26 protein-coding genes are annotated in these 24,864 nt (G+C 68.6%); 11 read left to right on the top strand and 15 right to left on the bottom strand.

All coding sequences use genetic code 11. The features are described 5' to 3' along the window. Positions 1-130 precede the first annotated feature (130 nt). Complete coding sequence (locus QH290_RS08415; RefSeq protein ID WP_280382473.1) at positions 131-1,027, bottom strand: DMT family transporter; 897 nt, start codon at positions 1,025-1,027, stop codon at positions 131-133. Between the two features lie 1,005 nt (positions 1,028-2,032). On the opposite strand from QH290_RS08415, the gene QH290_RS08410 reads away from it, so the two are divergent. The 3 genes from QH290_RS08410 (at position 2,033) to QH290_RS08400 (ending at position 4,593) form a co-directional block, all read left to right on the top strand. Then, positions 2,033-2,758, top strand: a complete 726-nt coding sequence (locus tag QH290_RS08410; RefSeq protein ID WP_280382472.1) for a ParA family protein — start codon at positions 2,033-2,035, stop codon at positions 2,756-2,758. Beyond that, a complete protein-coding gene (locus tag QH290_RS08405; protein ID WP_280382471.1) occupies positions 2,758-3,609 on the top strand; it encodes a hypothetical protein in 852 nt (283 codons plus the stop codon). Before QH290_RS08410 ends, QH290_RS08405 begins: the two co-directional genes overlap by 1 nt. Positions 3,610-3,816: 207 nt before the next feature. Further along, the gene (locus tag QH290_RS08400) at positions 3,817-4,593 is read left to right on the top strand and encodes a C40 family peptidase (protein ID WP_280382470.1); all 777 of its coding nucleotides are present in this window, start codon (positions 3,817-3,819) and stop codon (positions 4,591-4,593) included. Positions 4,594-4,599: 6 nt separating this feature from the next. On the opposite strand, the gene QH290_RS08395 is transcribed toward QH290_RS08400, so the two are convergent. Then, the gene (locus tag QH290_RS08395) at positions 4,600-5,856 is read right to left on the bottom strand and encodes an epoxide hydrolase family protein (RefSeq protein ID WP_280382469.1); all 1,257 of its coding nucleotides are present in this window, start codon (positions 5,854-5,856) and stop codon (positions 4,600-4,602) included. Positions 5,857-5,937: 81 nt separating this feature from the next. On the opposite strand from QH290_RS08395, the gene QH290_RS08390 reads away from it, so the two are divergent. Continuing rightward, positions 5,938-6,387, top strand: coding sequence for a MarR family winged helix-turn-helix transcriptional regulator (locus QH290_RS08390; protein ID WP_280382468.1), 450 nt, complete (start codon positions 5,938-5,940; stop codon positions 6,385-6,387). Between the two features lie 268 nt (positions 6,388-6,655). On the opposite strand, the gene QH290_RS08385 is transcribed toward QH290_RS08390, so the two are convergent. The 4 genes from QH290_RS08385 to QH290_RS08370 form a co-directional block, all read right to left on the bottom strand. Then, a complete protein-coding gene (locus tag QH290_RS08385; protein WP_280382467.1) occupies positions 6,656-6,886 on the bottom strand; it encodes a hypothetical protein in 231 nt (76 codons plus the stop codon). 120 nt (positions 6,887-7,006) lie between these two features. Next, positions 7,007-7,912, bottom strand: coding sequence for an MHYT domain-containing protein (locus QH290_RS08380; protein WP_342213275.1), 906 nt, complete (start codon positions 7,910-7,912; stop codon positions 7,007-7,009). A 110-nt stretch (positions 7,913-8,022) separates the two neighbouring features. Beyond that, entirely contained in the window at positions 8,023-9,717 is a 1,695-nt protein-coding gene (locus QH290_RS08375) for a hydrogenase maturation protein (protein ID WP_280268128.1), read from the bottom strand. A gap of 421 nt (positions 9,718-10,138) precedes the next feature. Continuing rightward, positions 10,139-10,663 (bottom strand): hypothetical protein, encoded by a 525-nt coding sequence (locus QH290_RS08370; protein WP_280382466.1) that lies wholly within the window; start codon positions 10,661-10,663, stop codon positions 10,139-10,141. Between the two features lie 175 nt (positions 10,664-10,838). Between QH290_RS08370 and QH290_RS08365 the strand changes: the two genes are divergently transcribed. Continuing rightward, complete coding sequence (locus QH290_RS08365) at positions 10,839-11,330, top strand: MarR family transcriptional regulator (protein WP_280268130.1); 492 nt, start codon at positions 10,839-10,841, stop codon at positions 11,328-11,330. Positions 11,331-11,344: 14 nt separating this feature from the next. Here QH290_RS08365 and QH290_RS08360 read toward each other — a convergent pair whose 3' ends face one another. After that, positions 11,345-12,433: a winged helix DNA-binding domain-containing protein gene (locus QH290_RS08360; protein WP_280382465.1), complete on the bottom strand. Its 1,089-nt coding sequence runs from the start codon at positions 12,431-12,433 to the stop codon at positions 11,345-11,347. Positions 12,434-12,525: 92 nt separating this feature from the next. On the opposite strand from QH290_RS08360, the gene add reads away from it, so the two are divergent. Then, positions 12,526-13,551, top strand: a complete 1,026-nt coding sequence (gene add, locus QH290_RS08355) for an adenosine deaminase (RefSeq protein WP_280268132.1) — start codon at positions 12,526-12,528, stop codon at positions 13,549-13,551. Positions 13,552-13,571: 20 nt separating this feature from the next. On the opposite strand, the gene QH290_RS08350 is transcribed toward add, so the two are convergent. The 4 genes from QH290_RS08350 to QH290_RS08335 form a co-directional block, all read right to left on the bottom strand. After that, positions 13,572-14,678, bottom strand: a complete 1,107-nt coding sequence (locus QH290_RS08350) for an alpha/beta hydrolase family protein (protein ID WP_425303572.1) — start codon at positions 14,676-14,678, stop codon at positions 13,572-13,574. 173 nt (positions 14,679-14,851) lie between these two features. Next, positions 14,852-15,475 (bottom strand): hypothetical protein, encoded by a 624-nt coding sequence (locus QH290_RS08345; RefSeq protein ID WP_280268134.1) that lies wholly within the window; start codon positions 15,473-15,475, stop codon positions 14,852-14,854. Between the two features lie 131 nt (positions 15,476-15,606). After that, positions 15,607-16,461, bottom strand: a complete 855-nt coding sequence (locus QH290_RS08340; RefSeq protein WP_280382463.1) for an SDR family NAD(P)-dependent oxidoreductase — start codon at positions 16,459-16,461, stop codon at positions 15,607-15,609. Positions 16,462-16,689: 228 nt separating this feature from the next. Then, positions 16,690-17,016 (bottom strand): hypothetical protein, encoded by a 327-nt coding sequence (locus tag QH290_RS08335; protein ID WP_280382462.1) that lies wholly within the window; start codon positions 17,014-17,016, stop codon positions 16,690-16,692. A 165-nt stretch (positions 17,017-17,181) separates the two neighbouring features. Here QH290_RS08335 and QH290_RS08330 point away from each other — a divergent pair, with 165 nt between their 5' ends. Together QH290_RS08330 and QH290_RS08325 are read left to right on the top strand one after the other, a co-directional pair. Continuing rightward, the gene (locus tag QH290_RS08330; RefSeq protein WP_280382461.1) at positions 17,182-18,117 is read left to right on the top strand and encodes an alpha/beta hydrolase; all 936 of its coding nucleotides are present in this window, start codon (positions 17,182-17,184) and stop codon (positions 18,115-18,117) included. Then, the gene (locus QH290_RS08325) at positions 18,095-18,445 is read left to right on the top strand and encodes an ectoine synthase (protein WP_280268138.1); all 351 of its coding nucleotides are present in this window, start codon (positions 18,095-18,097) and stop codon (positions 18,443-18,445) included. The genes QH290_RS08330 and QH290_RS08325 overlap by 23 nt, the downstream gene beginning before the upstream one ends. 25 nt (positions 18,446-18,470) lie before the next feature. Here the strand turns inward: QH290_RS08325 and QH290_RS08320 are convergent, their stop codons facing one another. Beyond that, the gene (locus tag QH290_RS08320) at positions 18,471-18,752 is read right to left on the bottom strand and encodes a hypothetical protein (RefSeq protein WP_280382460.1); all 282 of its coding nucleotides are present in this window, start codon (positions 18,750-18,752) and stop codon (positions 18,471-18,473) included. Between the two features lie 291 nt (positions 18,753-19,043). Between QH290_RS08320 and QH290_RS08315 the strand changes: the two genes are divergently transcribed. Continuing rightward, entirely contained in the window at positions 19,044-19,805 is a 762-nt protein-coding gene (locus tag QH290_RS08315) for a helix-turn-helix transcriptional regulator (protein WP_280382459.1), read from the top strand. Next, positions 19,789-20,262 (top strand): NUDIX hydrolase, encoded by a 474-nt coding sequence (locus QH290_RS08310; protein ID WP_280382458.1) that lies wholly within the window; start codon positions 19,789-19,791, stop codon positions 20,260-20,262. Before QH290_RS08315 ends, QH290_RS08310 begins: the two co-directional genes overlap by 17 nt. Positions 20,263-20,304: 42 nt before the next feature. Here QH290_RS08310 and QH290_RS08305 read toward each other — a convergent pair whose 3' ends face one another. Genes QH290_RS08305 through QH290_RS08295 form a run of 3 tightly spaced genes read right to left on the bottom strand, consistent with a single transcriptional unit; the run spans position 20,305 to position 22,455 of the window. Further along, positions 20,305-20,949 (bottom strand): DUF4097 family beta strand repeat-containing protein, encoded by a 645-nt coding sequence (locus QH290_RS08305; protein ID WP_280382457.1) that lies wholly within the window; start codon positions 20,947-20,949, stop codon positions 20,305-20,307. 55 nt (positions 20,950-21,004) lie between these two features. Beyond that, on the bottom strand, positions 21,005-22,213 hold the full coding sequence (locus QH290_RS08300) for a cytochrome P450 (RefSeq protein ID WP_425301822.1): 1,209 nt from the start codon (positions 22,211-22,213) through the stop codon (positions 21,005-21,007). Between the two features lie 47 nt (positions 22,214-22,260). Next, positions 22,261-22,455 (bottom strand): ferredoxin, encoded by a 195-nt coding sequence (locus tag QH290_RS08295; RefSeq protein ID WP_280268144.1) that lies wholly within the window; start codon positions 22,453-22,455, stop codon positions 22,261-22,263. Positions 22,456-22,719: 264 nt separating this feature from the next. Here QH290_RS08295 and QH290_RS08290 point away from each other — a divergent pair. After that, positions 22,720-24,864 (top strand): AfsR/SARP family transcriptional regulator (locus tag QH290_RS08290; protein ID WP_280382456.1); only part of this gene is annotated, 2,145 nt, incomplete at its 3' end.

The following is a 24,864-nucleotide window of genomic DNA, read 5'->3' as shown; positions in this document are numbered from 1 at the left end:
GGGGTGCCCGCGCCGGGCGGTGGGTGTGTACGCCGGACGAGCGAGCGCTCCGAAATGAGGGGGAGCGCTCGCTCGCGGGCGGGTAGTGCGCGGGGGCTGTTTGCGCACGGGATGTCGCGACCTGGTGGGGTCAGCGGCGGGTGTTGATCGCCAGGGCGGTGATCAGCAGGGCCGCGCCGCACCAGCCTGCGATGCCGAGGCGGTCGCCGAGCAGCAGCGCCGCCAGCAGGGCCGCGGTGAGCGGTTCGAGGAGTGCGGCCAGGGCGGCGAAAACCGGTGCGGCCGTGCGCAATCCGCGGAAGTAGGCGGTGTAGGCGACGGCCGTCGGGGCGCTGCCGAGGTAGGCCGCGGTGAGCAGCACCGCGGGCCGCATGGGCAGCGCCATGCCGAACGCCAGCGCCGCCGGGGTGAGCAGCAGGCCGCCGGTGAGCATCCCGAACGCGGTGGTGCGCAAGGGATCCAGGCCGGGCACCGGTGTGGTGGTGATCAGTGTCAGGATTGCGAACCCGGCCGCGGCGAGCAGTGCGAACGTCAGACCGGCCGCCAGTCGCCAGCCGCTCGTCCCGCCGGTCGGCGACCAGGTGAGCAGGACCAGGCCGGTCACCGCGACGCCGATCGAGAGCAGCGTCGTCGCGCTCGGCCGGTGCCGGTCGCGTGCCGCCGCGCCGAGGGCGACGAAGACGGGCAGCATGCCGATCGTCACCATCGTCGCGATGCTGACCGAAATATAATGCACGGCAACGAAATAACTGCCCTGGAAGAATCCGAGCAGGCCGCCGGTCAGCAGGATCCGCCCGGCCGCGGCCCGGGTGCGCGGCAGCCCGCGCAGTCCGCCGCAGACGGCGAGCAGCGCCACCGCGAGGCCACCGCCGAGCAGCAGCCGGTAGGCCGCGACGGACAGCGGATGCAGCTGCGCCTGGTCGGCGAGCAGGCTTCCGGCGAGACCGCCGGTGCCCCAGAGGATTCCGGCGGCGATCAAGGCCGCCGCGGATCGGTCGCGCGCGGACGCGACGATGTCCACAGACATTGGATGTAATGCTCCTGCGTCGAAGGAAAAGGAAACGACGACGCGGGGCAGTTGCAGTCGATGCCGGTACCACGATCGGACCCGAACCGGACCCCAGCCAGCGCCTACGACCATCCGGCACGCCGGGCCGCGCTGAGCATCCGCGACGTTCGGCCGCACGCCCGGGACGCGTCCAGCGTCCGCGACGATCGGGCACATACCGGACCGCGTTCTGCGTGTGCGACGACCCGGCGTATGCCGGACGGCGGCCTGTGGCTGCGGCGATCGCGTGCGCGTCGAACCGCGCTGAGCGTCTGCGGCGATCCGGTGCATACCGGACCGAGCCCGGCGTCTACACCGATCCGGCACACACCGAACGCAGTCAGCGTCGACAACAATCCGGCGTACGCCGAGCGCAGTCAGTGTCGACACCGATCCGGTGCACGCCGAGCGCAGTCGGCGTCGACACCGATCCGGTGCACGTCGAGCGCAGTCGGCGTCGACACCGATTCGGTGCACGCCGGGACGTGGTCTGTGACTACAACGATCCGGCGCAGACCGGGACGTAGTCGGTGGCTACCGGCGTCCGGCATATGTCGGGACGTGGTCGAGGGCTACGACGACCCGGTATCACGGGACAGCCGTGCGGTGCGTAACCGCCCGGTTCGTGAACCACCCCGCTCAGGCGGCAGGGGGCGGAGTGGACTTGAAGACTCGATGCACGCCACCACTTTAAACCGGACTCCCCGCCGCCACCATAGTCAACCTCCTTGACCAACCGCGCGGGCACCCAACCTCCACGCACCCCTTGCGTGTTCTCGCACCCCCTACAGGACCCTGCAAGGGGTGCGAGAACATGCAAGGGGTGCGGCAGGTTGTGGTCGCCGGGTAGGGCGCTGCGGCCGGGCGAGACCGTGTCCAATTGGACACACCCCGCGTTGGGCGGAAAATCTGCGGAGTCGAACTACATTCGTGTAAGACTGGGCGGCGCACAGTGTTGCTCTCCTCATCCAAGGAGGACCGTCCGTGACGAATTCTGCTGCATCACTGGATCTGCCTAAACCCTTGGTGGTCACACTGGGGAATCTGAAAGGCGGCGTCGGGAAAACCACCTCCGCCTTTTTCATCGCCGGTTACTTCGCGACCGAACTCGGGTTGCGGGTGCTGGTCATCGATGCCGACCCGCTGAGCCAGACCGGATATTCCTGGTATCGGCGGCTGCAGAAGGGAGAAATAGATCTGCCCTTCACGCTGATCGCATTCCCGTCCCGGCACGTCGACGATTGCATCGCCGACAATGCCGCCGACTACGACGTGATCATCGTGGATGCCGGAGGCGAATCGGCGGATATCTTCAAGGCCGCGATTCCCTCGACCGACGAGCTCGTGCTGTTGACGAGCGTGAGTCCCTCGGAGGTGAAACGAGTGCCCAGCACATACAAGGCCGCCGAGGAGGCGGCCGCCGATGCGGCACGCGAAATCCGGGTCCGGGTGCTGATGACGAAGGTTCCGGTAACGATGAAGAAGGGCGTCAACGTCTCCACCGAATATCGGACCCAGCGCGGCCAATTGGAGGACGCGGGGTACGAGGTCTTCGAATCCTATGTGAGCGCGTGGAAGTGGTACCGCGAAGCCGCCGATGGGGAAGTCGGCGAGGGCGCGGAGAATCCACTGCACGATCTGGGCGAGTATCGGCGCGTGGGCGACGAACTGGTCAGCCCGTACCGCGTCGCGCTGGGGGTGCCGGCCTGATGCCTCCGCAGCGCAGGAAATCCATGATCGGCGGAAAATCCGTCGGTAATACGGCCGTCGCCGTCAATCCGCTGGCCGACACCGCCGAGCACACCCCGCCCGTCTCGCCGCTGCGCGACGCCGAATGGCGGCGGTCGGAACGGAATCTGTCCGTGGTGCCCTCCGCGGGCCCGGCGCCGGACCCGACCGCGAACGTGCTGAGCATGCCGCTTCCGGCCGCGGGCGACGGACCGCTCAGCGACGGCGAGCAGGCCCAGCTCTCGGCCTGCGAGAATTCGATCGGCACGCTGCGCCTGGCGTTCTGGGCGGCCGGTCGCGCCCTGCAGATCGTGCGCGACGGGCGGCTGTACCGCAGCGGATACGCGACCTTCGACGACTATGTCGAGCAGCGGTGGGATATGCAGCGCTCGTACGCCCACAAGCTGATTCGGGCCTGGCCGCTGGCCGACAAGCTGCATCCGCTGGCGCCGGGCATCAACGAGGGCCAGATCCGGGAGCTGCTGCCGGTGGCGGCCTCGCACGGCGAGCAGGCCGCGGTCACCGTCTACGCCACGCTCGCGGCCGAGGATGTCAAGATCACCGCGGGCAAGCTCCGGGAGGCCGTGGCGGTGCTGCCCGAACACTTCGACTCCGAGCAGGCGGTGCAGCGATTGCGGGCCTGGGCGCGCGGCGAGGTGTCCGAGGAGCGCGCCGAACCGCCGGTGGACCTGTTCAGCACGGTCGAATCCCGGCTGGCCGCGCTGACCCGCCGAGTGGTCAAGGGCTCCACTGGAGATCCCGACGCGGCTCGCGAATTCGCCGCGAAATTGCGCACGATGGCGGCGGAGATCGAGCAGCAGATCACCGCCTGAGCTCGAATCGAAATGCCCCGCATCGGAAAAACAATCCGATGCGGGGCATTTTTTCGAGATCCGTTGGTTTTCGATTGTTTATCGCCTTGTTATCGTTAATTCCCACTTATTTCCTTGCATTCGTATTGTGGCGGGCGAATCATGGCACCTCGGATCTGCTGGTTTGGTTAGTGCTCGGTCTCGATGAGAGGATCGGAGGACCGCATCATGACTGGAACCGACGAAGTCCGATATATCCGCTATCTGCGGCGGATGCTCTGGTGGGTGCTGGCGGCCGCGGCAGTTGCACTGGGTGCGCTGGGGGCCATGCTGTTGACCACGGGACAGGCATCGGCGGAGCCGGTGTCCATTCCGGGAATCGGATCGATCGAGGTGCAGACGCCAGCGGAAATTCCCGGACTCATGATTTCCATTCCGAATGCCGATGCCGCCGCGTCTCCCGAGACTGCCGTGGAGCCCGCCGCCCCGAACAGCGCGCCCGAGCCGAATTCGGCGGTGACCGGGATTATCGACGGTCTGCAGTCGGCCCTCCCGGGTGTAGATATCCGGTCGATGCTCTCCGTGCCCGGAATTCCGTCCGCGCCCGGAATTCCGTCCGCCCCGCAATCCGATAACGCCCCCGCTCCGTCGGCACCCGAGAAGAGCCGCGGCGAACTCGCGGTCGAGGCCGCCGAATCGAAGCTCGGCGCCGCGTACGGATACGGCTCGGCGGGCCCCGATGCCTTCGACTGCTCGGGCCTGGTGCAGTGGTCCTACGGGCAGGCCGGTGTCGACCTGCCCCGCACCAGCCAGGGCCAGCTCTCGACCGGCACCCCGGTCGGGATCGACGAACTCGAGCCCGGCGACATGGTCTCGTTCTACGGCGGCGGTCACTCCGCGCTGTACGCCGGCGACGGCAAGGTGATTCACGCCGGAACCGACAGCACGGGCGTGGTGATGTCGGACATGTCGGAGATGCCGGTCAGCGGCGCTCGTCGCTTCTGATCGTGGTTACCGCCGCCCGCGGAAGGTCCGGCGCAGATCGTCGACCCACTCGCCGGGTAGCTCCCACGGAATGAAATGGCCACCGCGATCGTGCGCCGTCGGATTGACCAGGTTGTACCAGGCCGCGCGATCACCGGCCAGGAAGTGCTCGACGCGACCGTCGGTCGTGACACCGGGCGGATTCTCGTGGCCGACGAAGGTGATTCCGGTGGGCGCCTCGATCACGGGCCACCGATCGTGCGACGGAGTCCACGGATAGCGATTGTTGTTGGCGTAGGTGCGGATCGAGGTCCCGATCGAGTTCGTGACCCAGAAAATCGTTGCGTGCGTGAGTAGTTCGTCGGCGCTGAAGACGCTTTCCAGGTCACCGCCGTTGCTGCTCCAGGATTTCCAGCGCCGCAGGATCCACGCGAGCATCCCCGCTGGCGAGTCCGACAGCCCGACGGCCAGCGTGCTGGAGTCGAGCATGTGCGCGGCCAGATGGACGGCGAAGCGGCGGTCGAATTCGAGGATCCGATCGTGGACCGCGGCGGGCAGGCCCTGCGGAATCGGTTGCCCGCCACTGTAATCCCACGCTCGATCGCCGTTGAACAGATCCAGCTTCAGGCCCGAGCCGATGTGGATGCCGTACAACTCGTCGGCGTACTTGTGGCCCAGCTGCCCGGTGGCCAGCGCGCCGACATCGCACCCCGCCGCGGCGTAGGTCGCGTGGCCCAGCGTCCGCGTCATGAGCACGTGCCACAGGTCGGCGACCTTCCAGAAGTTCATGTCCGGGTGGTTCGGCAGGGGAGTGGAGAAGCCGAATCCGGGAAACGACGGGACGATCACGTCGAACGCGTCGGCCGGATCGCCGCCGTAGGCCTGCGGATCGGCGAGCGGATCCACCACCTTCGACCAGTGCCAGAACGTCCACGGCCAGCCGTGCGTGAGGATCAGGGGTGTGGGATTCGGACCGGCGCCGGGGCGGCGCATGAAATGGATCGGCACGCCCTCGACCTCGACCCGGTAGTGCGGGTAGGCGTTGATCCGCGCCTCGGCGGCGCGCCAGTCGAATCCGGTGCGCCAGTAGTCGACGAGGCCCTGCAGATACGCCCGGTTCACGCCGTAGTACCAGTCCTCGTTGCCCGCGTCGTCGGGCCAGCGGGTCAGCGCCAGGCGCTGCCGCAGGTCGTCGAGCACCTCGTCGGTGACGTGAACCGGGTTGGGCTGCAATGGAAAAGGTCGAGGTTCGGAGGTATGGGTGGCGCTCGTGTGTCGGCTCATCGTCGGCTCCCGCTGTGAATCGAGGGTTCGACAGGGAGTGTACATAAGGAGCTTATATAAATATCGGATATATTTCGGGGCATGGACGAGACCACCGACGATCTGGATGCGGACGAGTTCGCGACCGCGCTCGAGGACTTCAACCGCTTCTACATACGGTTGCCCAGTCTGGAGCGGCTGTCGTTCACCACGCTGTCGGTGCTGGACACCCTCGCCACCGGCGGTCCCATGCGGCTGTCGGATCTGGTGCGGACCGAGCAGATCACCCAGCCGGGGCTGACCCAGCTCATCGGGCGGCTGGAACGCGACGGCCTGGTGGAACGCCGCCCGGATCCCACCGATCGGCGCGCCGCACTGGTGGATATCACCGAGGCGGGTCGGCGCATCGGCGCGGCGCGGCGCGCCGACCGCGTCGAGCACCTGCGCCCTCTGGTCGCCGACCTCTCACCCGAGGAGCGCCACGCCCTGTCGTCCGCCCTCCCCGTCCTACGACGGCTCGCGGAATTGGGCCGGAACTCGCACCGAGGATGAGTCCGCCTGTGCGCGAAGAGATTCCGGCCAAAAGCATGCCGGAAATGATTGTTGGGCGCGCCGGAGTAAACGGGCGCGTGCACCGGGGTAGCAGCGCGGCGAGCGATGTGCGGCGCAGTGACGTGGGGTGCGGCAATGTGCGGTGCGGCGTATGTGCCGGGATCGCGCGAGGACGTGTGCCGGGTAGCAGTGCGGCGTGGTGACGTGGGTGCGGCGGGGTAGCGCGTTGGCGTGCGCAGGGTAGGGGTGCGGTGTGCGCCGGGGGTGCTCAGGTGGTGTGGAGGAAGAGGACGTCGTAGGCGCGGCCGGCGTCCTCGGGGAAGACCAGGATGCGCATGCGGTGGCGGGGGCGGCCCGTCGGGGCCTGCGTGGATCGGATGCCGTGCTCGCGCAGCAGCTGCCGCACGTCGGCGGCGGTGACCTCGTCGAAGACCGTTGCCACGGTCACCAGCAGGCCGTAGTCGTCGTCCGGCTGCCTGCGGCGCCACACTTTGCCCATTACGAGTGACCTTCGTTGTCGCTGTCCATCACGCGTGCACTGTGATTCCAGCACAGCCCGCCGCGCCCGTTCACACCGGGCCGATCGTCACGAGATCCGGTGCCGGGCGCGGGATCCCGGCTACCGCGCCGGGCGGCCCGGCTGATCCGCGGCGCGGCTGGCGGCCCGCAGGCTGACCGCCGTCGGGACGGACTGCTGCGGGGGCGCGGGCTGGCGCGGCGCGTCGGAGTACGGGTCCAGGCGCGGCCAGCTGCGGCCGCTGTCGGCGAGCGCCTCCTCGTCGTCGTCATCGGAGTCGCGCCGCGACGGCGCGTCGACCTCGGCCAGGCCGACCAGCACGATCAGCATCATCGTGATCAGGGTGACGGTCATGATCAGCGGGGTGAGCAGCTGCACCGGCTCGACGCCCTCGGTCACCGCGCCGTGATTGCCGTGGTGGGCGCTCATGGCCGCCATGCCCGTGTAGTGCATGCCGCACACCGCCAGGCCCATGATCACCGCCGCGCCGAGCGTCGCCCCGAAACCGTGCACGTGCAGCATGAACCACAGGGCCGCCGTCGCCGCGACCACCGCGATCACCACCGACAGCCCGACCAGCGTCAGGTTGTATTCGACGTGCGCCCCCACGTGCATCGCCGACATGCCCAGGTAGTGCATGGCCGCCACGCCGACGCCGGTGATGGCGCCGCCGACCGGCAGCGCCAGGACCTCGCGCCGCACCCGCACCACGATGGACAGCCCGATCCACACCACCACGATCGCGATGGCCGCGCTGAGCAGCGTGAGCGGCACGTCGTAACGCAGCGTCATGCCCTGGATGGAGAAGCCGAGCATGGCGGTGAAGTGCATGACCCAGATACCGCAGCCGCCCAGCGCGACCGCCGCAGCGACCAGCCAGCCACCGGGCCATCGGGACGAGCGGGCATGGACGGCGCAGCGGAGGCCGAGCACGGAGCCGATGAAAGACATGAGATAGGCCAGGATCGGGGTCAACAAGCCATGGTTGAAATGGTCGAGCTCCAGCACTGCGTACTCCATGGGGCAAAAGCGGTAATCAATCCGTTACCGGACGATAGTTCAATGGCGTGGATCTTGGGGATTGCAATGTGAAAGCTTCGCAGCGCCGGGGCGTCGACTCAAGCGAGCAGGTGGGTCGGGGTGACCTGCGGACGCACCTTGTGCACGAAGTTTCGCCGGAGCCGATGGTACGGCTCATGCTCTCCGTAGAAGTTCTGGCGCATTTGCGCCAGTTCGTAATCCCGGTAGGCAGCCAGCGGCTTGGCCGCCTCGTCCGCGGCGCGGCGCTGCTTCTTCGCGACCAGCCGGTCCGCCAGCTCCGGCGCCGCGGCCAGGACTTCGGCGTCCTCGCGCACCCGATCCCAGAACTCGGCCGCGCCGCCGGGCACGACCCGGTCCACCAGGCCGATGCGGCCCGCCGCGCGGGCGCCGACCGGCATCGTCTCGCGGGTCAGGCGGTCGGCCTGCTCGGCGCCGACCCGGCGGGGCAGCGTGTAGGTCCAGTACTCCGACCCGTGCAGGCCCATCAGCCGGTAGTGCGGATTCAGCACCGCCGACTCCCGGCACCAGACCTCGTCGGCGGCCAGGGCCAGCATCACGCCGCCGGCGGCGGCATTACCGGCCACCGCGGCGATCACCAGCTTGTCGGTGGTGGTCAGAATGGCCTCGACCAGGTCGTTCATCGCGTTGATGTTGTGCCAGGACTCCTCGGCTGGGTCGTCGGCCGCCTCGATCACGTTCAGGTGGATGCCGTTGGAGAAGAAGTCGCGGTCCGGCCCGAGCACCAGCACGTCCACCGGCCGCTCGCACGCCTGCCGGTAGGCGGCCAGCAGGCGACGGCACTGGTCGGTGCTCATCGCGCCGCCCGCGAAGGCGAATTCCAGGTAGCCGACCTCGCCGTGCTCGCGGTAGCGCAGTTCCGACCAGGTGTCGCGGGAGGCCGCCTCGAACGGTGTGACCCCGACCTCCGGAACACCGGCGAGCAGGTCGGGCCCGAGCGCGTCGGTGGCGGGGCGCTTGAACGTCGCGGGGCCGCCGGGGGTGCGGCGCGGCCGCAGCTGCGGCAGCCACACCGCGCCGTCGACCGTGGCCCGGCAGATCGCGCCGTCGCGGGTGGCGACGATCGTGCCCGGGAAGCCGCGCAGCCGGTCCTCGTTGTGTCCGCCGTGTAGGAAGAACTCCCGCCCGAACAGCTCGTCCAGCACGCCGGGCTGGGAGTCGGCGGCGCGGAGCTTGCGCAGCACGGTGGCGGTGTCGTCGGCGGACCAGTCGATGCGGCGGTACTGCTGGGCGTGGTACGGGCGCAGCCGCCCGCGCACGTCGGGCCGGTCGTAATCGAGCGGCTCGGGGGTGAACCCGCCGTCGGCGAAGCGCTCGACCGCCAGCAACACCGCGCGCACGGCCGCATCGGAGACCTCGTTGCGGTACAGCTGGCTCTTGCCGTGCGGCGCGACCGCGAAGGGTTCGGAGGCCCAGATCGGGCCCGCGTCCATCTCGGCGACCGCCTGCAGCACCGTGACGCCCCACTCCTCGGCGCCCTCGCTGATGGCCCAGTCCAGGGAGGACGGCCCGCGGTCGCCCTTCGGCCCGGGATGCACGATCAGCACGGTGTGCGCGGACCAGATGTCCTCCGGAATCGCGGTGGTGAGCATCGGGGCGAGGATCAGGTCCGGTGCGAACTGGGCCACCCGCGCGCGCAGCAGATCGTCGCCCAGCGCCAACTCGACGCCGACCCGGTGTCCCCGGTCCCGCAGTTCGGTGTGAACCCGCTGCGTGAGGCTGTTGAATGCGCTGGCGACCAGCAGGATGCGCACGGTGTTTCCTCCATCAGGCAGTACTGCTAGGCGAACCGGATGGCCGGTTCCGGTCAAAACGTCCCCAACGAAACTAGCGGGGCGCCAATTGCGATGCATCTCGGGCACACCCGGAGCAATCGGAGCGGATTTCCCGATTCCGGGGCTCCCCCGTACCGCCCACCGCAGCGACCGCGCCGCGCGCGAATATCCCGCCGAACAGCAACAACGCTGTCCTACAACAACTCTCGCCGCAAGACGCCATCCCGCCCTTCGCACGTCCCGGTCTGCTCGCAACGCTCCAAAAGGTCCACCCCACGGTTGCCACCGCCCCCGCCCCGACACGACCGCCCCTTCCCGCACCATTTCCATGACCCCGCACCCCCTACAGGTCCCTGGAGAGGGTGCGGGAACGTGCAAGGGGTGCGAGAACGCGCGATGGTCAGAGGAGGAGGTTTTCGTAGCAGGAGGCGGGGGTGCGCCAGGTGGGTTCCGGGCGGGGAGAGGTGGAGTCGAAGCGCCATTGGGAGATCGGTTCGGCGGCCTTCCAGAACGGTCTGCCGTCGCGTGCGCGGACGACCTGGTAGACGTCGTCGGTGCCGGGGATCAGCTGGCTGCCGACGCAGTAGTCGTTGTAGCTGGTGCCGGGCTGCCGGGCGCCGGGGCTGAATCGGCCCGCGGGATCGGTGCGGGAGCCGGGTACCGCGACGGTGTCGGGGCCGTCGGTCGCGGGTCCACCGAACCAGTAGGGGCCGAGATCGTCTGTGCCGCAGACATAGCCGCGGCCGCCCGCGACGACGGTCGATCCCGTGGCGTGCGCGGCGCCGTCCCAGAGGCAACCTCCGGCGGGCCGGACGGCCGAGGTCCGGGCGTCCGCCTCGGCGAGCCCGGTGCCGAGGCCCAGACCTCCCACGGTCATCGTGGCGATCGCGGCGAGGGTGAGGGCTGTGCGGGGAAGTCGTGGCATGGGACTCGCCTCTTTCTGCTCACCGTTGAGCATCTACTATCTACGTACGTAAACAGTAGATAAGGTCGACCCTCGCCCGCCATGTCGCGCAGGTCACGGGCTCGCCCGGGTGCCCGGCAGGGTGGGCTCCCGCGATATAGTACGAGAACCAAATAAACGACGGGAGTAGTGCCGAATGGCTGCGGGAGCGGATCAGGCGACGGCGCGGCAGCGGCGGCAGCTGACGGTTGCCGTCAAGGAAGCGCTGCGCGACCTGAACATTCAGCTGGCGCTGCTCAATCGGCGGTTCGGCGGCCGCGTCGAACTCCGTGATATCGACTGGACCTGCCTGGATCTCGTCAACCGGCACGGGCCGATGACGCCGACCGCGCTCGCCCGCCGCGCAGGGCTGCACCCGGCCACCCTGACCGGAATTCTGGACCGGCTGCAGAAGGGCGGCTGGATCGTCCGCGAGCGCGATCCGGATTCGGCCGACCGCCGCGCGGTCACCGTGCGCCCGGTGCGGGAGCGGAATTCGGCTCTGTATCAAGTCTTCTCGGGCATGAATACCCGCATGGACGAGCTGTGCGACCGCTACACCGAGGCCGAACTCGAGGTGATCGCCGACTTCCTGCGCCGCACGGGTACCGCGGGGCACGAGTCCGCCGAGGAGCTGTCGCAGGGCTGAACCATGCGGTCGGCTCAAACCCGTTGCAGCGCAATCGTTCCCCCTTCCGGCACTACGAACGGCAGCAGCCGCTCGGCCTCGGCCAGCACCGCGGTCTCGTCGTCTGCCGACAATGGATGCCACGGTGTGATCCGCAGCGTCGACCCTGCCAAATCCCAACGGCCGTGGACGAATCCGTCGACCAGATACATCGGTACACCGGCCGACGCCTCCTTGGCGATCCGGTGGCGGTCCTCGTCGCTGATGACGCGGCGGCGGTCCCTGTGGCCGAGCAGCGCGTTGTCGAAGGCGGGCAGGAACCGCACCGGCATCGGCAGGTCCGGATCGGCGAGCGGTGCGTCCGGGAGGTCGAACAGCTCCCGGCCCGAGTCGCCGCGGAACGCGCGCAGCCGCGGGCGCAGGCCCTCGACCACCTCGGCCAGGCGGGTGACGCCCGCCCATGCCTGCATGTCGGCGACGCTGGCCGGGCCGAACGCCGCGAGATAGCGCAGCACCATCGTCTCCGGCCGCGGCCGGGATTCCATCGGCTCGCCGAGCCACTCCTCGGCCAGGGCGACCGAGACGTAGCGGGTGCGCCACCCGCCCCAATCGGCCGAATCTCCCACGTGCACAAGCGGAATCAGCAACCCGACCGACTGTGCGAGGCGCCCCGGATGCCGCCGCGGAAACCGCTCGGCCAGCAATCGGCCCAGTTCGCGCCGGGTCGGTGTGCTCCCGGTCAGCAGTTCCCGCCCGGCCGCGGCGAGTTCGCCGAGATCCATGCCCGCGATCTCGTCGTGGAAGTAGGGCGCCCGCAGCATCGGCTCGACGAACGGCTGCATCGTCGGATGCAGCCAGCGGAAGTCCGCGGCGGTGGACAGATGAACGGTCCGGCGAATCATGGTGGAGCGCACCACCTTCCGGTCCCGCAGCAGCGATTCCAGATCCCCGTGCCGGAACCCCGCGAGCCGCGTCCACAGCCCGACGTACGGCCAGTTCGGCTCCTGCCCCTGCACGGCCACCAGATGCCGGACGAGATCGACCGCGGGTATCGAGGCTCGTTCGGCCAGCATCTGCCGGGTCAGCAGGGTCCGGTTCAAGGTGCGCGGCGAGAGTTCGGTCATGAACCCATCCTGACCTGGATATAGGACAGGTCTCGTCCTACGTGGCGCGGGATGTGTGACGAATCGCCCGAGGGTGGGCGATCATGGACGGCATGCCGACTGATCTCGCGGAGTTCGTGCGCGGCCTGCCCAAGGCGGAACTGCACCTGCACCTGGAGGGCACGCTGGAACCGGAGCTGAAGTTCCGGCTGGCCCGTCGCAATGGCATCGAACTGCCGGAGCGCACGGTGGAGGAGGTGCGGCAGACCTACGACTTCCACGACCTCACCTCGTTCCTGCAGGTCTACTACCCGGCCATGCGGGTGCTGCAGCAGGCGGAGGACTTTCACGACCTGGCCTACGAGTACCTGCGGCGCGCCCGCGCCCAGGGCGTGCGGCACGTGGAGATGTTCTTCGATCCGCAGGCCCACACCGGCCGCGGCGTGCCCTTCGGCACCGTGATCGGCGGGTATCGCTCGGCGATCGTGCGGGCCCACCGCGAGTTCGGGATCTCCGCCGAGCTGATTCTGTGCTTCCTGCGCGACCACTCGGCCGAATACGCGATGGCGACGCTGCTCGAGGCGCTGCCGTATCGGGACTGGATCCTCGGCGTCGGGCTCGATTCCGACGAGCGCGGCAATCCGCCGAGCAAGTTCGCGGCCGTCTTCGATCGCGCGCGCCGCGAGGGATTCCTGCTGACCATGCACTGCGATATCGATCAGCAGAACTCCGTCGAGCACATCCGGCAGGCGCTGGAGGATATCGGCGTCGACCGCATCGACCACGGCACCAATATCGTCGAGGACGACCGGCTCGTCGCACTGGCCGAATCCCGGGGCATCGCATTCACCTGCTGCCCGGTCTCCAATTCCTTCGTCACCACGCAGATGAAGGCGGCCGAGATCACCGGCCTGCTGGAGCGTGGCCTGCTCGTCACCGTGAACAGCGACGACCCCGCCTACTTCGGCGCCTACGCCGCGGACAACTACCTGCGGCTGGCCGAGCAGGCCGCCCTCACCACCGACAGCCTGGCGGAGCTGGCGCGAAACTCCTTCCGCGCCTCGTGGATCGCGTCGTCACGGCGCGACGGGTACCTGGCCGAGGTCGATGCCTACGTGGAGCGGCACCGCCCGGACTGATGCCGCCGCCGTGTGGCGGCCTACGGACCGCCCGGCGGGAGAATCCCGCGGACGAACGCAATCGAATCCGGCAGGGACGCCCGCAGGGTGCCGCTGTGGTCGGCCGGGTAGGTGCGCAGGGTGACGGGCTGGTTGTGCTCCCGCATCAGGGCCGCGACGGCGAGGGTTCCGGGTGCGGGGGATTGGGTGTCGAACAAGCCCTGGCCGATGAATACGGGCCTGTCGTAGCCGGTGACCGGGATCCCCATATGCTCTCGCAACAGTTCGGGCGCATCGGGCAAGGCCGCCAAGGGTTTTGCGAACATATCGCCGAGAACCACGCGCGCGGCGGACACTTCGTCGGCCAGCTCGGCCTCGCAGACCTGTTCGGCGCGACCCAGCCAGTAGCGGCCCGCATCGGTCAGGTACGAGTCGATGTCCAACTGCGGGAAGGACGTTCGCAGGCCGGACAGGGAATACAGCGCCACGGCAGTGGTATCCGCCGCAATCGGCACCGGCGGGACGTGCGGCCCCAGCGCCAGCACCGCGTTCTCCAGCAGGCCCGGCACGCCGGTCGCGACGGCGCCGCGGTAGTCGGTCTCGGTGCCGCGGCGGGTGGCCTCGCGGGCCGCCCACAGGGCCGCGGCCCCGCCCTGCGACTGCCCGGCCACCACCCAGCGGTTCGACAGCACGCCGGGGAGGGCCCGCACACCTGCGGTCGCGGCGTCGACGACACTGTGGGCCGCCACCGTGCCGTTGTCCTTCGGATGCGGGCCGGGCGTGCCCAGGCCCACGTAATCGGTGGCGATGATCGCGTATCCCTGACGCAGCCAGGCGCCGAGATGGCCCCAATCCCTTTCGCGCAGAATCGGTCCCGCGATGCTGTAGGCGCAGTGATCGGCGAGACCGATGGTGCCGTGCGCCCACACGACGATCGGCCATCCGCCCGCGGGCGGCTCACCGGGTGGAAGGTGGACGGCGGCGCTGTTCAGCGCGGGCCGCTCACCCACCCCCGTGGACCAGTGCACCAGGCGCCTGCCGCCGACCGATCCGGGCAGCGTCGCCTCCGGCGCGAGTTCGGTCACCGACACCAATTCCCCTGGGCTGCCGGGTGTTTCGGCGGCGGCGATCGATGTTCCCGTCAGCATCGTGAGGGTGAGCGCGGCCGCACAGTATGCGACGAGTCCTCGCGCGCGGATAGACCTCGAAGCCACGCGGAACAGGGTAACCGCCGCGACTCGGTGAACTGGTCGCTGCGCCGGACCAAGGTCCGGCACGAATGACGCCCGACCGAAGGCCGGGCGCCATCACGTCTGAGGTATCAGTTGTAGACGGCGCCGAAGGACGGGACCGAGATGGTGCCCAATTGATACTGGTAGCCATCGGGATTCGCGTCACTCACCGGTACCGACCAGCGGTGCCACAGCGTGCCGTAGACCGCCGCGACGACCGGGCCGGGGCCGGGGTCCAGGACGGCGGTGCGAATGGTGGTGTCGACGGGAACGTCGTTGTGCTCGATGAGCACATTGGTTCCGCTGCGGCCGTTGGCGAGATTGATCCACACGACCTCGAGTTTCGCGCCGCTCTGATTGGGCGCGATGGTGCCCGGCCCACCGAAGAACCCGAACCGGAATCCGTCGAGGCCGAGCGCGACCCCCGAACCGTAGACGCCGGGCCCGGTGCCGCGGCCGATATCGGATTGCGCCGGAATCTGGAACGGCTGCGCGGGCAGGGCCACCTCGACGGCGGCCGGTGCCGCGGCGGCGAGCCGGTCCACGGCCTGTTCGGCGGCGGGGTTGCCCGCGGCGGCCGTCCGGAGCTGCTGCACGGCGCCGGTCCAGTCCAGCGCCGGATCGGCGGCGGCGGGACCGCTGGCCAGACCGGCCATGACCAGCCCGGCAGCGGCCGTCACAGCCAAACGGTGGGTGAAGCGGGGTCTACGCATAATCGGATCTCCTCGGATTGTGCTGTACCGCATGGATATCGGGTCCGTGCCTCGGCATACCCGATTCACGCATAAAAGCACTTCTCCGCCCGCCCCGATCCCTGACTCGCCGTGGACCCGGCCGGAATTCGTCACCAGGGCACGGCGCCCTCCTCGGCGAACATGCCGCCGGTCGGCCCGTCCTGATCGAGTGTGGCCAGCCGCACCAGGATGGCGGCGCCCTGGGCGGTCGTCAGGAACCCCTGGTGATTGTTGATCTCCGTGTCGACGTAGCCGGGGCAGGCGGCGTTGACGAGGAACCCGTCTTTGCGCAGCTCATTGGCGTACTGCACGGTGAGCGAGGTGAGCGCGGACTTGGACGGTGTGTACGCGGCCGATGCGGGCAGCGTGGCCAGCGGGCCCTCCGGGTCGGCGGCGACGGTCAGCGAGGCGGCGTGCGAGCTGACATTGACGATGCGCGGCGCCGGGGAGCGGCGCAGCAGCGGCAGTACGGCATTGGTCACCGTGATCACCCCGAACACGTTGGTCTCGAAGACCGCCCGGACCATATCGAGGTCGACGGTGCTGGGGAGCTGATCGTAGGTGTCCTCGGGGGAGACCTGCCCCGAGCCGGTGATACCGGCGTTGTTGATCAGCACGTCGAGGTGACCGAAGCGCTCCTCGATCCATTTCGCGGCGGGCGGGGGGCCGGGCGGGGGGGGGGGGGGGGACACGGCGACCCCGGGGGGGGGGCCCCCCCCCCCCCCCCCACCCATCGCGGGGGCCCCGGGGGGGGGGGGGGGGGGGGGCCCGCCCCGGGCCCCGGGGGGGGGGCCCCCCCCCCGGGCGCCCCGGCCCGCGGCGGCTTCCGCTCCGCGCCGCGCGTCGCGGGCACCGATCAGCACCGTCATGCCCAGGGCCGCAAGCTGTTCGGCCGCCGCGCGTCCGATGCCCTTGTTCGCCCCGGTCACCAGTGCGACCCGCCCGTGTGTGGTCTGCTCGCTCATGATCGCTCCTTGTTTCGTCGTGTGGAACGACCACAAGATGCCGCCGGGGCGGTCCCTGTGACAGCACGTCGCTGTGACGTGGGGCACTGATCGCAGGCGTGGGATGATCGCCTTATCGCGGCGTTTGGTGCACGGATGTGCACAATTTCGGAGGCGGCTGACCGCTGCGGTTGCGGCTCCGGCGAAGGTCTGCGGGCAGGCGGGGTCCGCGTGTCGTGCGAGCGGGCCTCAGAAACGTCCGAACACCGCATCCTCGACGCGGGAACGGGTCTGCGCCACTCGGCTTCTCGCGCGCCGACGCCCGCCGCCGCGCCGGTCCGTCCGCGCGCGCAGGGCGCCCAGTGCCAGCGCCGCGATCTCCCGATTCAGCTCGTACAGCTCTCCTTCGACGTCTTCGGCCGCCCGGCGCGCCGAGCGGTTCGCCCGCCGGAGCCGAACCGCGGTGGCGGCCTTGACCTCACGGGCGAATTCGGCGGCCCAGTCCTTCTCCTCGGCCATCGCCCGCGAGCAGCGACGCGCCAGATCCGACCAGACCTCGGTTCCCTGTCGACCCATTTCCTCGCTCCAGTCGATTAGTTTGGTGCACGACTGTTCACTGATATTGAAGGGTATCCGGCCCGGCGGTCGCAGGCAATGGCCCTGGATCGGCGCTGTTCATGATTGCGGAGCGGGCGAACGGGTAGGCGCACACCGTGGCCCCCATCGGACGGAGGGAGGGTTGTGACGTCGTTGCGCGCACGGGCGGTGATCGCGCGGATGCGGTGGCAGCGGAACAAGCGGTTCTACGCCGAACCGGCCGTCATGCGCGAGCGATTGCCGCAGCATCAAGCGCCGGGGCGTTCCCGCCCGCCGCGGCGCGTCGCCGAGACCTACCGCGTCACCGCCCGCGTGATCGACGACCACGACGTCTATACCCTCGCGCCCGCGCGCGGGCCCACCTCGCCGTGGCACATCTTCCACATGCACGGTGGCGGCTTCGTCGAGGCGCCGGAGCGGCATCACTGGCACTTCGCGGCGAGGATGGTCGACCGGCTCGGATGCACCTACTCCATGCCGATGTACCCGCTGGCGCCCGAATACGATCACCGGGCCACCATCCCCATGATCGAGCGGGCCTACGCCGAGGTCACCGGCGATGTCGCGCCGCACGACCGGATCGTCTTCGGGGATTCGGCCGGTGGCACGCTCGCGCTCACCCTGGCCCGCCACCTGCGCGAGCGCGGGGAGCCGCAACCGGCGGCCCTCGCGCTGTTCTCCCCGTGGATCGATCTCGCCACCGACGACCCGCTCTCGCTCGCCCTCGACGACCGCGACCCGGAACTCGGTGTGACGGGGCTGCAGCAGGCGGGCCGGTGGTACGCGGGCGAGCGTGCGCTCGACGACCCCGAGGTCAGCCCCGCCTTCGCCGACCTGACCGGACTCGCCCCGGCCATCGTCTTCATCGGCCATCGCGACATCCTGCTGCCCGACGCCCGGCGCATCAAGGAACTCGGCGATATCGCGGGCGTGCCCGTCGAACTGCACGAATATCCCGCGATGCCGCACAACTGGATCATGAAGAACATCCCCGAGGCCCGACGGGCCATCGACGAACTCCTGGAATTCCTGCACTCCGTGGACAAGGGGTCCCACCATGATCGTCAGAACAACCGCTGAAATCACCGGCACCGACCGCCAGGTCGACACCGAAACCTGGACCTCGAAACGAATCATCCTCTCCGACGACCACGTCGGATTCTCGCTCCACGAAACAACAGTCGCCCCCGGCACGAAAACCCCACTCCACTACCCCGACTACATCGAGGCAGTCTGGCTGATAGAAGGCACCGGCACCCTCCTGGACCGCGACAACAACCAGACCCACCCCCTGAAACCCGGCACCATGTACCTCCTCGACAACCACGAACGCCACACCATCATCGCCGACACCCAGTTGCGCATGTACTGCGTCTTCTACCCCGCCGTCCCACCCGGAAGCGACTGAGGTCGCATTCGATTTCCGCACCCGGCTACGCCACACCGTTGTCTTCTGGACCCGCGATCTCCTCCATCAGCATTCGGAGTGTCAGCGAGTGCTTCTCGGGCGGTAGGGCGTTGAGCGCGGCGCGGGCCAGCCGCACACCTTGTTCACGGTCTCCGGCACGAACCAGCATGGCGTCCTCCTGCTCGATCCGCTTCCGGATCGCTTGGACGGTTCGGTCCTTCGGCAACTTCTCAGGCCAGAACGCCGCGACCATGAACACCGCCAGTGGCAGCGCAATCGCGATAAACAGGCCAATCTGCCAGCTCATGAGGCCTCGGAAGTTGTTCGGTCATCCAGTTCCTGCCTGCCCCTGTCGTCCCCGTAGTCCTCAACCTCCAAGAAGCCCCCGGAGAACTCGAAAATTCTTGTGCGGCGTTCCATGTCGACCCCTCGTAGCCGTTGGTGAGCCGACTCGGGACTGGGATAGCTGCGCATCGGTCCCGAGTGCCTGACCTCGACGTTATGCAAGCGGCCTGGACACCTGAACCATGTGTGGGACGCCTCGGTGGACACTTCGAATTCCCGGAAACGTCCCGGAAGTGTCCTCTATGGTGGCGCTATGAGTCAGCGCCTGAGGTCGGCCATGTTGCGGGCGCAGCTGGGTTCGGACACGCTCGCCGCAGCCGTAGGCGTCGACGTGAAGACCGTGAATCGGTGGCTCGCAGGGCGCGTCCCACATCGCCGTACTCGTTCGGCGGTTGCGGAACTGCTGGGTGAATCAGAAGAGAATCTCTGGCCGCAGACACGTCCTGACTTGACTGCGGGTGCACCGGCGACAGCAGAAGTGCTCGGTGCATACGGGCATCGGGCGGATATACCGAACGGGCTGTGGACATCGCTTCTGCTCGGTGCGACCGATCGGATCGACCTGATCGGCTATGCCTACCCGTTCGTCCTGGAGCTGCTGCCTGATGCCACGCAGATAATCGGAGTTAAATGCCGTTCTGGTGCAGTGGTTCGTATGGCGTTTGCTGATCCTGATTGTGCTCACGTTGCCGAACGTGACGATCTCGAGCAAATGCAAGGAATGTTGTCGGGTCGCGTTCGTAATGCGCTGAGCATGCTCGGCCCACTGACGACTACGCCGGGATGCCGGATAGGCCTGCACTCGGTGCATCTCTACAACTCGGTCTTCCGATTCGATGATCAAATGATCGTGACCCCGTATCTTGTGCGGGCTAGGGGCTATCAACATCCTGCCTTGCATTTGCGGGAGTTGTCTCCGCATGGGATGTTTGCGTCGTTTGCGGATCAGGTCGAGCAGATCTGGGGAACGGTTACACCGTATCGGCAGGGAGTATTCGATGAGCAGTCGGCGTGACTACTACCGGGACCCGAACGCGCCGAAGGCGAACAGCTTGGTTCCGGGGGGATCGGCGCTGGTGTTAGATGAGAACGGTGCTGTTCTGATGCAGCGGCGAAGCGACTCCGGGAATTGGTCGCTGCCCGGCGGTGTGATGGACATCGGTGAAACTCTCGAGCAGTGTGTGGTGCGGGAGACCAAAGAGGAGACTGGGCTGGACATAGAGATCACCGGACTACTCGGCATCTATACTGATCCTGAACATATCATCGAATACGAAGATGGCGAGATACGTCAGGAATTCAATATCGCCTATTATGGGCGCGTCTGTGGTGGGCGGATTGCGGTCAGTAGCGAATCCACAGAAGTTCGCTTCGTCGGGTTGGATGAACTCGAAGATCTTCCGGTTCACGATACTGTCAGACTCCGGCTTCGGCATTACATCGAAAAACGCAGCCAGCCCTATTTGGGATAGGGTCCGGGTGGACCCTATCCCGATCCTGAGAACGGCAGGACATCAGACCGGGGTGGTGTGGTGGATGATGATGTTGCCGTAGGAGTTTCGGGCTTGGATGTGGACAGTGTCGCCGGTGTTTCGGGGGTGGGTGATGGGGGCCATTCGGTTTTGTACGGTGCCGGAGGTTGCGGTGGTTTCCAGGCGGACTGCGCTGGCCGGGTTGATGCCGATCTCCAGTTCGCCCACGGCCGTTTCCAGGTGTAGTTCGCCGCGGGTTGCCTCGCCGATGCGGATGTCGCCCTTGGCGACCTTGGCGGTGACCGCGCCGAGTGGGCGTTCGACGACGATATTTCCGGCGGAGACCTCGAGGTCGCACTGGCCGAGTGGGCCGGTGCCCAGCAGTGTGCCTACGGCGGTGGAGGCTGTCAGGCGGGAGCCGGTGGGGACCTCGATGGTGACCTCGATCGTCGGGTTGCCGCCGAACGGGGTGTGAGTTCGCCAGTCCTTCACCGTTTTTACGCGCAGGGTGCCGTCGCGGAAATCGACGCGGGTCTGTTCGGCGGCGCGCACGTCGCCCTTCTTGGACGCGTCGGCGGGGCGGACGTCGACGACGGTGTCGGTGCGGTCGGAGGCGATGACGGTGACGGTACCGGAGAGTAGGTCGACGCTGAGGGCGATCGGCTCCGGGGTGGGAAATGTGGACATGGCTTGTGCTCCTGGTGAATTGGGTGTCGTGAGGCGCGTGGGTGGATCGGGGCGGCTAGCTCCAGGTGACCGGAAGTTCGTGCACGCCATAGATATTCATGTCGGTCCGGAGCTTCACCTCGTCCGCGGGAACGGCGAGCCGGAGGGTGGGGAAGCGCCGCACCAGACCTGCGAAACCGGCGCGCATCTCGATGCGGGCCAGCTGCTGGCCGAGGCACTGGTGGATGCCGTGGCCGAAGGACACCAGACCCCGGGCCCGGCGGTGGATATCCAGGACGTCGGGGTCGTGAAAGCGCCGGGGGTCGTGGTTGGCGGCCAGCAGCGAGACGACGACGGTCGACCCCTTGCCGATCGTTTCCCCGCCGAGCTCGATGTCCTCGGTCGCGTAGCGGTAGAAGATGTCGGCGACCGACAGATAGCGCAGCAGCTCCTCGACGGCCTCGGGCACCAGCTCCGCGTCGGCGCGCAGTTCCGCCAGCTGCCCGGGGTGCTCCAGCAGCGCGAAGGTGCCCAGACCCAGCATGTTGGCGGTGGTCTCGTGGCCCGCGAGCAGCAGCAGGAACGCGATGCCCGTCAGCTCCTCGATGCTGAGGTCCTCGTCGCGGGCCAGATCGGACAGGATGTCCTCGCCGGGCTCGGCGCGCTTGCCGACGACCAGCCCGGCCAGATAGGTAGTCATCGCGCCGTAGGCGCCCATCTTCTCCTCCAGCGACTGCTCGCGCACCAGGAACTTGGCCGAGTTGACCTGGAAGGTCGCCCGGTCCGCGTACGGCACCCCGAGCAGTTCGCAGATCACCAGCGACGGCATCGGCAGCGCGAACTCGGCGACCAGATCGACCGGCGGGGTCAGCTTCGCCATCTCGTCGAGCTGGCGCTCGGTGATCTCGATGATGTGCTCCTCGAGCTGCTTCATGCGCTTGACGGTGAAGGCGCCGATCAGCTTGCGCCGCAGCCGGGTGTGGTCCGGCGGGTCCATGGCGACGAACAGGCCCGGGATCTGCGGCGACGGCTCGGTCTGCACGGGCATGTCCGGGTTGTCCTCCACCGAGTGGACGATGCCGATGTCCTGGCGGGAGCTGAACCGGGTGTCGGCCATGAGCTGGCGGACCTCGTCGTAGCCGGTGACCAGCCAGCCCTCGTGACCGTCGGGGAAGACGAGGGGGCTGACCGGGCGGGCGTCGCGCAGTGCGCTGATCTCGCGAGGCGGGTTGAAGGGGCCCGCGGTGCGATCGACGGGAAGGCCGTGCGGGACAGGGATAGTCATGGGAATTCCTGATCTGTAGTAAGGGATAGGGGGCCTACCGGCCGGGACTAATCGCCGGAGTCGAAGGTGATCGCGCCGGACGGGCACACCTGGACGGCCTCGCGGACTTCGGACTCCCGGTCCGGCGCGGTACCCAGCAGGATCACCCGCCCGTCCTCGTCGTCCTGGTCGAAAATGCCGGGCGCGGTCATGACGCACATACCGGCGCCGATGCAGCGCTCCCGGTCCACTACGAGTTCCATCGGCTACTCCTTGCTCTCCGATGCCGCGCTGACTGCGCTGTTCACAGGACCACTGTCGCCACCCGCCCTGATACGGCCCTGATACGCACCTGATACGCCGACCGCCCCGATATACGCCCTGTTCACGCGGGCAATAAACAACCACGAGCCACGGGCCGGGAGCCACCGTGGATTCCGGCCGAAAGCGCGCCGGAAATGGTGGAGCTGCCGGGCAGTGGTGCGGGGGCGGCGTGCGGGGGCAGGGGACTGCGGCAGAATGGGCCGGTGCAGATCGGAATGCTTGGACCGCTCGATATCCGAGCAGATGACGGGGGAACGATCGAGGTGCCGGGCGTCCGGTTGCGGGCGCTGTTGGTGGCGCTCGCGCTCGAACCGGGCCGGGCGGTCCCGAAATCGACTCTGGTCGACTGGATCTGGGGTGAGAAGCCGCCCGCCGACGCGGCGAATGCCCTGCAGGCCCTGGTGTCCCGGCTGCGGCGGCTGCTTCCCGACGGGTCGCTCGACGGGCAGGCGGGCGGATACCGGCTCGCGGTGGAACCCGGTGCCGTCGACGCCGTGCGGTTCGAACAGCTTCTCGAGCAGGCCCGCGGCGGCGCCGACGGGCACCGGGCCGAGCTGCTGCGCGAGGCCCTCGAGCTGTGGCGCGGCGCGCCCATGCAGGACGTCGGCGTGCAGGACAGCGAGGCCTTCGACGCGGTGATCACCCGTCTCGAGGGCCTGCGCGCGGCCGCGACGGAGGATCGCTACGAAGCGGAGATCCGTCTCGGCCGGGGCGCGGCGCTGGTCTCCGAGCTGACCGAGCTGGTGGCCCGGGATCCGTTGCGGGAGCGGCTCGTTGCCGCGCTGATGCGCGCGCTCGGCGCGGCGGGACGCGGCAATGAGGCGCTCGTCGTCTTCGATCGCACGCGGGAAGCGCTCGCCGACGAGCTGGGCGCGGACCCCTCGCCCGAGCTGTCCGAACTACATGTCGCACTGCTACGCGGCGAGGTGGGCGCGCGGAAGGAAGACCGCCGAACGAACCTGCGGGCCGAATTGACCAGCTTCGTCGGCAAGTACGCCGATGTCGCCGTGGTGCGCGAACTCATCGCCGACCATCGCCTCACGACCCTGACCGGTCCCGGCGGCTCCGGGAAAACCAGGCTGGCCACCGAGACCGCACGGACCATGCTCGACGATCTGCCGGACGGCGCCTGGCTGGTGGAACTGGCCGCCGTCGGCGCGAGCGGAGACGAGGGAGGCGCCGGGCAGGGGCGCGGGAACGACATCGCGCAATCGGCACTGGCGTCGCTCGGACTCCGCGACGCGCTGCTCGGCGGCGCGCCCGATGCCGAACCGATCGACCGGCTCATCGCCGCCGTCCGCGACCGCGAAACGCTGCTGATCCTGGACAACTGCGAGCATGTGATCGAGTCCGCGGCGGCGTTCGCGCATCGGCTGCTGGGTGAATGCCGCGGGCTGCGAATCCTCGCGACCAGCCGCGAACCGCTCGGCATCACCGGCGAGGCCCTGTGGCAGGTCGTCCCGCTGGCGCTGCCCGCCACCGACGCCGATATCGAGACCTCCCCGGCCGTCGCCCTGTTCCGCGACCGCGCCGGCGCGGTACGCAAGGACCTCGGCACCGACGCCCGCGCCCTGGCGGCCATGGCCCGCGTCTGCCGGGCCCTCGACGGGATCCCGCTGGCGATCGAACTGGCCGCGGCCCGCCTGCGCACCATGACCCTCGACCAGCTCGCCGACCGCCTCGACGACCGTTTCCGCCTGCTGACCGGCGGCAGCCGCACCGCGATCCCCCAGCACCGCACGCTGCGCGCGGTGGTCGACTGGAGCTGGGAACTGCTCACCGACGCCGAGCGCCTGGTCCTGCGCAGGCTGGCCATATTCTCCGGCGGCGCGAGTCTCGAAGCGGCAGAACAGGTTTGCGCGAGCGCGGCCGAATGGGGCGGAAACCCGCAGGACATCGTGGTCGAGCAGTGGGAGGTGCTCGAGCTGCTGACCGCGCTGACCGAGAAATCGCTGCTGCTCCCTGTCGAGGACGGTGCCGCCGCGCCGCGCTACCGGATGCTCGACACGATCAAGCAGTACGCGCGGGATCGGCTCACCGAGTCGGGGGAGGCGGATCCCGCACGGCGAGCGCATCTTTCGTACTTCACCGATCTCGTCACGAGCGCGGAGCCGCATCTGCGCCGGGCCGAGCAGGTGCAGTGGCTGGCCACGCTCGGTGCCGAGCACGACAACCTCGCCGCCGCGATGCGCGGTGCGCACGCGGCGGGCGAGGCGGCGCCCATCCTCGCAGGCGCGTCCGGTGGTCGGCCGCACGAATCGGGAACCCCGCCGACGGTGAGCGCCGACCTCCCCGCATTGCACCAGCCGGTCTGGCCCGATGCCGAAGCGGCACGGCGCAGCACGGAT

It is taken from the genome of Nocardia wallacei (assembly GCF_029869545.1).
In the GTDB taxonomy this organism is placed as follows: Bacteria; Actinomycetota; Actinomycetes; order Mycobacteriales; family Mycobacteriaceae; genus Nocardia; species Nocardia wallacei_A.
This window is presented reverse-complemented; position numbering and strand designations above follow the sequence as displayed.

What these genes read in the sequence shown, in the direction of transcription:
- QH290_RS08395 (WP_280382469.1), bottom strand. Translation starts at nt 5,856, where the DNA reads ATGAGCCGACACACGAGCGCCACCCATACCTCCGAACCTCGACCTTTT.
- QH290_RS08400 (WP_280382470.1), top strand. Translation starts at nt 3,817, where the DNA reads ATGACTGGAACCGACGAAGTCCGATATATCCGCTATCTGCGGCGGATG.
- QH290_RS08310 (WP_280382458.1), top strand. Translation starts at nt 19,789, where the DNA reads ATGAGCAGTCGGCGTGACTACTACCGGGACCCGAACGCGCCGAAGGCG.
- QH290_RS08350 (WP_425303572.1), bottom strand. Translation starts at nt 14,678, where the DNA reads ATGCTGACGGGAACATCGATCGCCGCCGCCGAAACACCCGGCAGCCCA.
- QH290_RS08405 (WP_280382471.1), top strand. Translation starts at nt 2,758, where the DNA reads ATGCCTCCGCAGCGCAGGAAATCCATGATCGGCGGAAAATCCGTCGGT.
- QH290_RS08370 (WP_280382466.1), bottom strand. Translation starts at nt 10,663, where the DNA reads ATGCCACGACTTCCCCGCACAGCCCTCACCCTCGCCGCGATCGCCACG.
- QH290_RS08415 (WP_280382473.1), bottom strand. Translation starts at nt 1,027, where the DNA reads ATGTCTGTGGACATCGTCGCGTCCGCGCGCGACCGATCCGCGGCGGCC.
- QH290_RS08295 (WP_280268144.1), bottom strand. Translation starts at nt 22,455, where the DNA reads ATGGAACTCGTAGTGGACCGGGAGCGCTGCATCGGCGCCGGTATGTGC.
- QH290_RS08360 (WP_280382465.1), bottom strand. Translation starts at nt 12,433, where the DNA reads ATGACCGAACTCTCGCCGCGCACCTTGAACCGGACCCTGCTGACCCGG.
- QH290_RS08345 (WP_280268134.1), bottom strand. Translation starts at nt 15,475, where the DNA reads ATGCGTAGACCCCGCTTCACCCACCGTTTGGCTGTGACGGCCGCTGCC.
- QH290_RS08365 (WP_280268130.1), top strand. Translation starts at nt 10,839, where the DNA reads ATGGCTGCGGGAGCGGATCAGGCGACGGCGCGGCAGCGGCGGCAGCTG.
- QH290_RS08325 (WP_280268138.1), top strand. Translation starts at nt 18,095, where the DNA reads ATGATCGTCAGAACAACCGCTGAAATCACCGGCACCGACCGCCAGGTC.
- QH290_RS08340 (WP_280382463.1), bottom strand. Translation starts at nt 16,461, where the DNA reads ATGAGCGAGCAGACCACACACGGGCGGGTCGCACTGGTGACCGGGGCG.
- add (WP_280268132.1), top strand. Translation starts at nt 12,526, where the DNA reads ATGCCGACTGATCTCGCGGAGTTCGTGCGCGGCCTGCCCAAGGCGGAA.
- QH290_RS08390 (WP_280382468.1), top strand. Translation starts at nt 5,938, where the DNA reads ATGGACGAGACCACCGACGATCTGGATGCGGACGAGTTCGCGACCGCG.
- QH290_RS08300 (WP_425301822.1), bottom strand. Translation starts at nt 22,213, where the DNA reads ATGACTATCCCTGTCCCGCACGGCCTTCCCGTCGATCGCACCGCGGGC.
- QH290_RS08320 (WP_280382460.1), bottom strand. Translation starts at nt 18,752, where the DNA reads ATGAGCTGGCAGATTGGCCTGTTTATCGCGATTGCGCTGCCACTGGCG.
- QH290_RS08305 (WP_280382457.1), bottom strand. Translation starts at nt 20,949, where the DNA reads ATGTCCACATTTCCCACCCCGGAGCCGATCGCCCTCAGCGTCGACCTA.
- QH290_RS08335 (WP_280382462.1), bottom strand. Translation starts at nt 17,016, where the DNA reads ATGGGTCGACAGGGAACCGAGGTCTGGTCGGATCTGGCGCGTCGCTGC.
- QH290_RS08385 (WP_280382467.1), bottom strand. Translation starts at nt 6,886, where the DNA reads ATGGGCAAAGTGTGGCGCCGCAGGCAGCCGGACGACGACTACGGCCTG.
- QH290_RS08315 (WP_280382459.1), top strand. Translation starts at nt 19,044, where the DNA reads ATGAGTCAGCGCCTGAGGTCGGCCATGTTGCGGGCGCAGCTGGGTTCG.